Here is a 9,289-nt window from a genome sequence, read left to right on the forward strand (position 1 = left end):
ATTGACACCTCGGTGCTCCTGTCGGACCCGCGGGCCATGATGCGGTTCGCGGAGCACGACGTCGTCCTGCCCGTCGTGGTGATCACCGAGCTGGAGGCCAAGCGCCACCACCCGGAGCTGGGCTACTTCGCCCGCAGCGCCCTGCGCATCCTCGACGACCTGCGCCTCCGTCACGGTCAGCTGGACCAGCCGGTCCCGACGGAGGGTGGGGGGTGGCTGCACGTGGAGCTCAACCACACCGACCCGTCGTCCCTTCCGGTCGGCTTCCGGCTGGGCGACAACGACACCCGGATCCTCTCGGTGGCCCGCAACCTGGCCGACGAGGGGCAGGACGTGTGCGTCGTCTCCAAGGACCTCCCGATGCGGGTGAAGGCCTCCGCCTGCGGCCTGGAGGCCCAGGAGTACCGCAACGAGATGGCGGTCGATTCCGGCTGGACGGGGATGACCCACATGGACATCGCGCCGCAGGAGATGGACGCCCTGTACGACGAGGGACGGGTGGTGGTCGACGACGCGCTGGGACTGCCCTGCCACACGGGTGTGGTGCTGGGATCGCCGTCGTCCTCGGGGTTGGCCCGGGTCTCCCCGGACGGCTCGCTGCGCCTGGTGCGGGGCGACCGGGACGCCTTCGGTCTGCACGGCCGCAGTGCGGAGCAGCGGGTGGCGCTGGACCTCCTGCTCGACCCCGATGTGGGCATCGTCTCGCTGGGCGGACACGCGGGCACGGGCAAGTCGGCCCTCGCCCTGTGCGCGGGGCTGGAGGCCGTGATGGAGCGCCGCCAGCAGAGCAAGGTCATCGTGTTCCGCCCCCTGTACCCCGTGGGCGGCCAGGAGCTCGGCTACCTGCCGGGGAGCGAGAACGACAAGATGGGGCCCTGGGCGCAGGCCGTGTTCGACACCCTGGGGGCGGTGGTCTCCCGGGAGGTGGTGGAGGAGGTCGTGGACCGGGGTCTCATCGAGGTGCTGCCGCTCACCCACATCCGGGGGCGCTCGCTCCACGACGCGTTCGTGATCGTGGACGAGGCCCAGTCGCTGGAGCGCAACGTCCTGCTGACCGTCCTGTCCCGCATCGGGCAGAACAGTCGCGTGGTCCTGACCCACGACGTGGCCCAGCGGGACAACCTCCGGGTGGGGCGCCACGACGGCGTGGCCGCCGTCATCGAGGCACTCAAGGGGCGTCCGTTGTTCGCCCACGTCACGCTCACTCGTTCCGAGCGCTCGCCGATCGCTGCCCTGGTGACGGAGCTGCTGGAGCCCTGATCGCTGGTCTCCACCCCCGGGTGGACGCCGGTCGAGTTTGACCAGCGCTACAGGATGCGCAACAGTAACGGGTCTGTCCTGTGTGCCTGCTGTCCCGCAGGTGCTGGGCAGGAGCTCCGACCCCATCGAGTGGAGCGCTGAGGGCTGGGATGTCCCTTCCCGGCCGTGATCTCCAAAGGATGTCGATGAACGTGACCCCCGAGAATGCGTCCCAGCGCGGCCTGAACGTCGTGCGCCGTCACCCGATTGCCGGTGCTGCCGTGGCCGTGACGACCCTGGCCTCCGTGGCCGGCGTGACGGTCTCCTCGCTCCCGTCGAACCCGCAGCCGGAGAACACCGCCGCGGCCCTCAACCACGAGGTGAAGGCCGACGACCGCGAGGAGCGCGCCAGCCGTTCGGACGCGCAGGCCAAGGAGCGTGCCGCCAAGAAGGCCGCCCGTGAGGCCGCTGCCGAGCGTGCTGAGAAGGCCCAGCGCGAGGCTGCTCGCAAGGCCGAGGCCCGCGCCGCCGCTGAGCGCCGGGCCGCGGAGGAGGCCGCCCAGAAGCGTGCCGAGGCCAAGAAGGCCGCCGAACTGCGTGCCCAGCGCCAGGCGGCCCAGAAGGCCGCCGCCAAGAAGGCCGCCCAGCAGGCGGCCGCTGAGCGCGCTGCCGAGAGGAAGGCCGCTCAGGAGGCTGCTGCCGAGCGTGCCGAGAAGGCTGCCGCCAAGAAGGCCGCCCAGCAGGCGGCCGCTGAGCGCGCTGCCGAGAGGAAGGCCGCTCAGGAGGCTGCTGCCGAGCGTGCCGAGAAGGCTGCCGCCAAGAAGGCCGCTGAGGAAGCCGCTGCGAAGAAGGCCGCCGAGCGTGCTGCTGCCAAGAAGGCCGCGGCGAAGAAGGCTGCTCAGGAGCGTGCCGAGCGTCAGGCGGCCGAGCGTGCCGCCGCCAAGAAGGCTGCCGCCGAGAAGGCCGCTGAGCAGAGGGCGGCCGAGCGTGCTGCTGCCAAGAAGGCTGCGGCGAAGAAGGCTGCTCAGGAGCGTGCGGAGCGAGCCGCCGCCGAGAAGGCCGCCGCCGAGCGTCGTGCTGCCGAGAAGGCAGCCAAGGAGCGTGCCGAGCGTGAGGCCCAGCGCGAGCGGGAGTACGCCGAGCACGAGCGCCGGGCCCGTGAGGCCGCCGAGGAGCGCAAGCGTGAGGCCGAGCGTCAGCGCGAGGAGCGCCGTGAGCGGGAGCGTGAGGCCGAGCGTGAGCGGGAGCGCGAGAAGGAGCGTGAGCGCAAGAAGGTGCGCCCGACCCCGCCGCCCACGGGTGACGCCCGTTCCATCGGTCGTGCCATGGTCGCGGAGCGCGGATGGAGCTCTGCGGAGTTCCAGTGCCTGGACAACCTGTTCACGCGCGAGAGCCAGTGGCAGTGGGACGCCACCAACCCCACGTCGGGTGCCTACGGCATCCCGCAGGCCCTTCCCGGCCACAAGATGGCCTCCGCGGGTGCCGACTGGCGCACCAACCCCGCCACGCAGATCGAGTGGGGTCTGGGCTACATCAGCGGCCGCTACGGCACCCCCTGCGGCGCCTGGGCGCACTCCGAGGCCCACAACTGGTACTGAGCCACCCGGCAGCTCGTGCAGCTGACGGCCTCTGGCCCCACGAGGAAGGCCCCCACCGATCGGTGGGGGCCTTCCTCGGTTCTGGGCGAGGCGCCCAGAGCTCTCAGCGACCGTGCGGGGTCGCCATGCCCAGCAGGTCCAGGGCGGAGTCCAACTCCTCCTCGGTGAGGTCGCCGTTCTCCACGTGGCCGCGGTCGATGACCACCTGGCGCACCGTCTTCTTCTCGGCCAGGGACTGCTTGGCCACCTTGGAGGCCGCCTCGTAGCCGATGGCGGAGTTCAGCGCGGTCACGATGGCGGTGGAGGCTCCGGCGTACTCGGCCAGCTGCTCGGTGTTGGCCTCCAGGCCGCTCACGCAGCGGTCGGCCAGCACGCGGCTCGCCCCGGCCAGCAGGTCGATGGAGTCCAGCATGTCGGTGGCCATCACCGGCAGCATCACGTTGAGCTCGAACGAGCCCGAGGACCCACCGAACGCGATGGTGGCGTCGTTTCCGATCACGCGGGCGCACACCATCAGCGTGGCCTCGGGGACAACCGGGTTCACCTTCCCGGGCATGATCGAGGACCCGGGCTGCAGCTCGGGCAGGCGCAGCTCGCCCAGCCCCGCACGCGGGCCGGAGCCCATCCAGCGCAGGTCGTTGCAGATCTTGGTCAGGCTGACGGCCAGCAGGCGGGTGGCGGCCGACAGGTGCACCACGGCGTCCTGCGTCGACTGGGCCTCGAAGTGGTCCTTCGCCTCCCGCATCTCCACACCCACCTGGCGCGAGAGGTCGGCGATGGCCTTGCCGGCGAACTCCGGGTGGGCGTTGAGACCGGTGCCGGCTGCGGTGCCACCGAGCGGCAGCTCGGCCACGGCGTCGGCGGCCTGGGCGAGGCGCTCGCGACCCAGCTCGATCTGCCGGGCGTAGCCGCCGAACTCCTGACCCAGGGTCACCGGGACGGCGTCCATGAGGTGGGTGCGACCGGCCTTGACCACCTCGGCGAACTCGGTGGCCTTGGCCTGCAGCGCCTCCTGCAGGGTCTTCAGCGCCGGCTCCAGGCGCTCGGCCACGCCCTGCACCATCGCCACCCGCATGGCGGTGGGGAAGGTGTCGTTCGAGGACTGCCCCATGTTCACGTCGTCGTTGGGGTGCACGTCGGTGCCGGCCTGGCGCGCGAGGGTGGCGATGACCTCGTTGGAGTTCATGTTCGTCGAGGTGCCGGATCCGGTCTGGAAGATGTCCACCGGGAAGTGCTCGTCGTGCTCCCCGCGGGCCACGGCCTCTGCCGCGGCCACGATCGCGTCGGCCTTGGCCTGGTCCAGGTTGCCCAGCTCGGCGTTGGCTCGGGCCGCTGCGGCCTTGAGCTGGCCGAAGGCGTGGACCACGGCGCCGGGCACCGGGCGCCCCGAGATCGGGAAGTTCTCCACGGCGCGGGCGGTGGAGGCGCCGTACAGGGCCTGCGCCGGCACCTGCATCTCGCCCATGGAGTCGTGTTCAGTGCGGTACTCAGTCATGGGCCCATCATCGCAGGACGATGGGGCGTGCCCGGCCCCCGTCGGTGGCTAGACCTTCCGCAGCAGCACCCGCCGCACCGAGTGGTCCGCACCCTTGGTCAGCACGGCCGTCGCCCGGCCCCGGGTGGGGGCGATGTTCTGTTGCAGGTTGGGCCCGTTGATGGAGTCCCAGACCGACAGCGCGAACTCCTCGGCGTCGTGGGCCGACATGTCGGCGTACCGGTGGAAGTAGGACTCGGGGTCCGCGAAGGCGGTGGTCCGCAGCTTCTGGAAGCGCTCGAGGTACCACTGCTTGACGTCCTCGGTGCGGGCGTCCACGTACACGGAGAAGTCGAAGAAGTCGCTGACCGCCAGCCCGGCCAGGCCGTCGCGACGCGGCACCGGGGGCTGCAGCACGTTGAGCCCCTCCACGATCAGCACGTCCGGCTGGCGGACCACGACGGTCTCCTCGGGGACGATGTCGTACACCAGGTGCGAGTAGACCGGTGCGCAGACCTCGGGGGAGCCGGCCTTCACCGAGGAGACGAAGCGCAACAGCTTGCGGCGGTCGTAGCTCTCGGGGAAGCCCTTGCGGTCCATGAGGCCGCGGCGCTCCAGCTCGGCGTTGGGGTACAGGAATCCGTCGGTGGTCACGAGCTGCACGTCGGGTGTCTCCGGCCAGCGGGCCATGAGGTCGTGCAGCAGACGGGCGGTCGTGGACTTGCCCACCGCCACGGATCCCGCCACGCCGATGATGAAGGGGGTGCGGGCTGTCGACTCCCCGAGGAACTGGTTGGTGGTGGCCCGCAGCCGCTGGGAGTTCGTGACGTACAGGTTGATCAACCGGCACAGGGGCAGGTAGATCTGCTCGACCTCCTCCACGCTGATCCGGTCCCCGAGCCCCTCGATGCGCTGGACGTCGTCGGCCGAGAGGCTCATCGGGTGGGACTGCCGGAGCCGGGCCCAGTCGTCGCGGTCAAGTTCGACGTAGGGGGAGTGGGTCGCGGTGCCGTTGGCCATGCGCGCCATTCTGCACGCCGACACCCCCGGTGTGCCGTGTGCCACGGCGCACCTGACCCCACCGGGCGCCGGGACTCGGTTAGTGTGAGCGCCATGTGTGGAATCGTGGGTTTCGTGGGACGCGACAAGAGTGAGCGCGCCCTGGATGTCGTGATGGAGGGCCTGGCCCGCCTCGAGTACCGCGGGTACGACTCCGCGGGTGTGGCGCTGGTCGGCGACGACCACGTCGAGACGGCCAAGAAGGCCGGCAAGCTGGTCAACCTGGAGAACGAGCTCCAGAACCACCAGATGCCCGCGACCTCCACGGCCATCGGGCACACCCGCTGGGCAACGCACGGTGGCCCCACCGACGAGAACGCCCACCCGCACCGTGGCGGTCAGGACGGCAAGCTCGCCCTGATCCACAACGGCATCATCGAGAACTTCCACTCGCTGCGTGAGGAGCTCGAGGCCGAGGGCACCACCTTCACGTCCGAGACGGACACCGAGGTCGTGGCCCACCTGCTGGCCAAGAACTACTCCGGCGACCTGACCGAGGCCATGCGCACCACCGTGAACCGCCTCGAGGGCGCCTTCACCCTGCTGGCCGTCCACGCGGACTCCCCGGGCACCGTCGTCGGCGCTCGTCGCAACTCGCCGCTGGTCATCGGCCTGGGGGAGGGCGAGAACTACCTCGGCTCCGACGTCGCCGCCTTCATCAGCCACACCAAGCAGGCGATGGAGATGGACCAGGACCAGATCGCCACCATCACCGCCGATGAGGTGACGGTCATCAACTTCGACGGCACCCCCGCGCAGGGCAAGCCCTTCGAGGTGACCTGGGACGCCGCGGCCGCCGAGAAGGGTGGTTACGACACCTTCATGGAGAAGGAGATCAACGACCAGGCGCACGCGGTCCGCGACACCCTGCTCGGTCGCACCGACGCCGAGGGCCTGCTGACCCTGGACGAGATCAAGGTCTCGGAGGACACGCTGCGGGCTGTCAACAAGATCATCATCATCGCGTGCGGTACGTCCGCGTACGCCGGTCAGGTGGCCAAGTACGGCATCGAGCACTGGGCCCGCATCCCGGTCGAGGTCGACCTCGCCCACGAGTTCCGCTACCGCGACCCGGTGCTGGACCCGAACACCCTGGTCGTCTCCATCTCCCAGTCCGGCGAGACGATGGACACGCTGATGGCGGTCCGTCACGCCAAGGAGCTGGGCGCCAAGACCCTGTCCATCTGCAACAGCCACGGTTCGAGCATCCCGCGCGAGTCCGACGCGGTGCTCTACACGCACGCCGGTCCTGAGATCGCGGTGGCCTCCACCAAGGCCTTCGTCGCGCAGATCACTGCCTGCTACGTGCTGGGTCTCTACCTCGCCCAGCTCAAGGGTGGTGAGTACGCCGCCGAGGCGGGCAAGGTCCTGAACGACCTGCACGGCATCCCGGAGAAGATCGACACCCTCCTGGAGCACACCGACCGCATCGAGGAGATCGCCCGCTTCATGGCGGACACCCGCTCGGTGCTCTTCCTGGGGCGCAATGTCGGCTACCCCATCGCCATGGAGGGTGCGCTCAAGCTCAAGGAGCTCGCCTACATCCACGCGGAGGGATTCGCTGCGGGCGAGCTGAAGCACGGTCCGATCGCGCTCATCGAGCCGGGACAGCCGGTGTTCATCGTGGTGCCCCCCACCGATGCCCCGCACGGGCTGCACGGCAAGGTGGTCTCCAACATCCAGGAGATCCGCGCTCGTGGTGCCCGCACCCTGGTGATCGCGGAGGAGGGTGACGAGCAGGTCGTGCCCTTCGCGGACGAGGTCATCCGCATCCCGGCCTCCACGCCGCTGCTGCAGCCGCTGCTGGCGATCATCCCGCTGCAGCTCTTCTCGCTGTACCTGTCCACGGCCAAGGGCCTGGACGTGGACCAGCCGCGCAACCTGGCCAAGTCCGTCACGGTCGAGTGACGACCCGCCACACCGCATGACTCGTTCAACGATCACCGCCCCGTCTCCCGTCCAGGAGGTGGGGCGGTGATCGTGGGACTGGGCACCGATGTGGTGGAGGTGCAGCGTCTGGGGCGCGCCCTGGAGCGCACCCCCGGTCTGGCCTCACGTCTCTTCACCGATGCGGAGAGCGACCTGCCGTTGGAGTCCCTCGCCGCGCGATTCGCGGCCAAGGAGGCGGTGGCCAAGGCCCTGGGGTCCCCGCCCGGACTGGGTTTTCGAGAGGCAGAGGTGCTCCGAGGGGAGCACGGCCGCCCGGTGTTGCGTGTCTCGGGCCGGGCTGCCGAGGTGGCCGCCGAGCTCGGGGTCACCCGGTGGCACCTGTCGCTCTCGCACGACGGGGGTGTCGCGATGGCGACCGTGATCGCGACAGGGGACTGACGTGCGCGTGGCCCACCACCCGCAGGACGTACGCCGCATCGAGCAGGGCGCGGGCGAGGTGCTCACCGACGGCACGCTCATGCGGCGCGCTGCCCGGGGAGTGGCCGAGGCGGTCCGTGACCACCTGGCGCGAGAAGGACGCGTGCTGGGCCTCGTGGGGCCGGGGGACAACGGGGGTGACGCGCTGTGGTGCCTCGCGATGCTGGCGAGCGGTGCGCCGCACCGGTGCACCGCGGTGCTCGTGGCCGACCGTGCCCACGAGGCAGGTCTGGCCGCAGCGCGTCGTGCGGGCGTCGAGATTCTCGAGGCGGGGGAGTGGACCGTGCCCCCGCCGGCGCCCGGGACGTCACCGTGGGGACCGGGCGACGTGGTCGTCGACGGCATCGTGGGGCTGTCCGGGCGTCCCGGTCTGACGGGGGTGGCGGCCGAGGTGGCCGGCTGGCTCGACGGGATGCGCGAGCGGTCCGCTGCGCCGCACGTGGTGGCGGTCGACCTGCCCAGCGGTGCCGACCCGGGCGGGCGACAGGCAACTCACCGTGGCCAGGTGGTCGTGGCCGACACGACGGTGGCCCCCACCTGCTGCAAGCCCGTGCACCTGCTGCCGGCGACCCGGGCGGTCTGCGGCGAGGTGAGGGTGGTGGACATCGGGTTGGACACGGCGGGGGTGACGCCTGCGGTCCGTGAGGCTGCACATCAGGACCTCGCCGGCGCGTACCCGCTGCCCACGCCCGCGGACCACAAGTACACACGGGGCGTCCTGGGGGTGGCCGCCGGGAGCGACGTCTACCCGGGCGCGGCGGTGCTCAGCTGTTCCGCAGCCCTGTACACGGGCGTGGGGATGGTGCGCTACCTCGGGCCGGAGCGGGCGACCGGCCAGGTGCTCGCGCGGTGCCCCGAGGTGGTTCCCGGCCAAGGGCGGGTGCAGGCCTGGCTGCTGGGGCCGGGAACCTCGGAGGACGACAGCGCGCGCCGTGACGAGATGCGCCGGCTCGCCCAGCGCAGCGAACCCTGTGTGCTCGATGCGGGAGCGCTCTCCCTGGCTGCGGACCGGCCGGCGGGTGCGGACACGGTGCTCACCCCACACGCCGGGGAGCTGGCCGGACTGCTCGGGCGGGAGCGGGAGGAGGTCGAGGCCGACCCTCTGGCGGCCGGTGCCGAGGCTGCGGAGCGATGGGGTGCGACGGTCGTGGTGAAGGGGTGGGCCACGGTGGTGGTTCCTCCGCCGCGGGACGAGGACCCGGTGGCGACCGTGCTGGCCGGCGGCACGCCGTGGATGGCGACTGCGGGGACGGGGGACCTGCTCGCAGGAACCATCGGTGCGTTGCTGGCGCTGGGGGTGGCGGGGCCGAGCGCCGCCTGCCTGGGGGTGGCCCTGCACCAACGGGCGGGAGTGCGGGCCTCCGCGGGCGGGCCCCTGCGCGGGCTGGAGCTGGCGCGGGAGCTGTCCGCAGCGGTGGCGGAGCTGCACGAGCAGTCCTGAGGAGCGCCGGAGCGCGGCAGTCGTCCTCTGGGCAGCCGCTTCCGCGCAGTGGCCCTGAGGATCCGTGCAGAAATCCGCGGCAGCGCGCCAAGTTGTGTCACCGGCCAGGTC

Annotated in this window: 7 protein-coding genes; 5 read left to right on the forward strand and 2 right to left on the reverse strand. The window is 71.2% G+C overall.

Annotation, left to right across the window (positions count from 1 at the left end):
* Window positions 1-36: 36 nt before the first annotated feature.
* Together ACEY2A_RS12235 and ACEY2A_RS12240 are read left to right on the forward strand one after the other, a co-directional pair.
* Window positions 37-1,260: a PhoH family protein gene (locus tag ACEY2A_RS12235; protein WP_374930003.1), complete on the forward strand. Its 1,224-nt coding sequence runs from the start codon at window positions 37-39 to the stop codon at window positions 1,258-1,260.
* A 185-nt stretch (window positions 1,261-1,445) separates the two neighbouring features.
* Complete coding sequence (locus tag ACEY2A_RS12240) at window positions 1,446-2,837, forward strand: hypothetical protein (RefSeq protein ID WP_374928850.1); 1,392 nt, start codon at window positions 1,446-1,448, stop codon at window positions 2,835-2,837.
* Window positions 2,838-2,940: 103 nt separating this feature from the next.
* On the opposite strand, the gene ACEY2A_RS12245 is transcribed toward ACEY2A_RS12240, so the two are convergent.
* Together ACEY2A_RS12245 and coaA are read right to left on the reverse strand one after the other, a co-directional pair.
* A complete protein-coding gene (locus tag ACEY2A_RS12245) occupies window positions 2,941-4,332 on the reverse strand; it encodes a class II fumarate hydratase (RefSeq protein WP_374928851.1) in 1,392 nt (463 codons plus the stop codon).
* 48 nt (window positions 4,333-4,380) lie between these two features.
* Window positions 4,381-5,331 (reverse strand): type I pantothenate kinase, encoded by a 951-nt coding sequence (coaA, locus tag ACEY2A_RS12250; RefSeq protein WP_374928852.1) that lies wholly within the window; start codon window positions 5,329-5,331, stop codon window positions 4,381-4,383.
* Window positions 5,332-5,424: 93 nt separating this feature from the next.
* Between coaA and glmS the strand changes: the two genes are divergently transcribed.
* The 3 genes from glmS (at window position 5,425) to ACEY2A_RS12265 (ending at window position 9,178) form a co-directional block, all read left to right on the forward strand.
* On the forward strand, window positions 5,425-7,278 hold the full coding sequence (glmS, locus tag ACEY2A_RS12255) for a glutamine--fructose-6-phosphate transaminase (isomerizing) (RefSeq protein ID WP_374928853.1): 1,854 nt from the start codon (window positions 5,425-5,427) through the stop codon (window positions 7,276-7,278).
* A gap of 66 nt (window positions 7,279-7,344) precedes the next feature.
* A complete protein-coding gene (locus ACEY2A_RS12260; protein WP_374928854.1) occupies window positions 7,345-7,698 on the forward strand; it encodes a holo-ACP synthase in 354 nt (117 codons plus the stop codon).
* A gap of 1 nt (window position 7,699) precedes the next feature.
* Window positions 7,700-9,178, forward strand: a complete 1,479-nt coding sequence (locus ACEY2A_RS12265; RefSeq protein ID WP_374928855.1) for a bifunctional ADP-dependent NAD(P)H-hydrate dehydratase/NAD(P)H-hydrate epimerase — start codon at window positions 7,700-7,702, stop codon at window positions 9,176-9,178.
* Window positions 9,179-9,289 lie beyond the last annotated feature (111 nt).

Source organism: Kytococcus sedentarius, assembly GCF_041937525.1.
GTDB classification, from domain to species: domain Bacteria; phylum Actinomycetota; class Actinomycetes; order Actinomycetales; family Dermatophilaceae; genus Kytococcus; species Kytococcus sedentarius_A.

Bases quoted from the DNA above. Each gene is read 5' to 3' on its own strand.
- ACEY2A_RS12235 (WP_374930003.1), top strand. From the start codon at position 37: ATGATGCGGTTCGCGGAGCACGACGTCGTCCTGCCCGTCGTGGTGATC.
- ACEY2A_RS12240 (WP_374928850.1), top strand. From the start codon at position 1,446: ATGAACGTGACCCCCGAGAATGCGTCCCAGCGCGGCCTGAACGTCGTG.
- ACEY2A_RS12245 (WP_374928851.1), bottom strand. From the start codon at position 4,332: ATGACTGAGTACCGCACTGAACACGACTCCATGGGCGAGATGCAGGTG.
- coaA (WP_374928852.1), bottom strand. From the start codon at position 5,331: ATGGCCAACGGCACCGCGACCCACTCCCCCTACGTCGAACTTGACCGC.
- glmS (WP_374928853.1), top strand. From the start codon at position 5,425: ATGTGTGGAATCGTGGGTTTCGTGGGACGCGACAAGAGTGAGCGCGCC.